The organism is Bradyrhizobium cosmicum (assembly GCF_032290525.1).
GTDB lineage: Bacteria > Pseudomonadota > Alphaproteobacteria > Rhizobiales > Xanthobacteraceae > Bradyrhizobium > Bradyrhizobium cosmicum_A.
On record NZ_JASXTA010000624.1, the window covers coordinates 1 to 233 of the forward strand.

General features: G+C 69.1%; 1 protein-coding gene. It reads right to left on the reverse strand.

Annotated elements, in window-relative coordinates:
* Positions 1-233 (reverse strand): hypothetical protein (locus QSV46_RS41150; protein ID WP_314964546.1); only part of this gene is annotated, 233 nt, incomplete at both ends.

Sequence of the window (233 nt, forward strand, 5' to 3'; positions counted from 1 at the left end):
TACCCGCACTGTCACCGGCGGTGTGACGGTCAGCGCCCAGACCAATACGGGATCGTCGCGCAGCACCGCCGAAGAGAAAACAGAGGATGAGGAAGGCTCGACTTCGACAGCGGAATCACCGAAGCCCACTGCGACGCCGACCGCCGAGCCCACCGCGACGCCGAGCCCCAAGCCCACTGCGACGCCGACCGCCGAGCCCACTGCGACGCCGACCGCCGAGCCCACCGCTACAC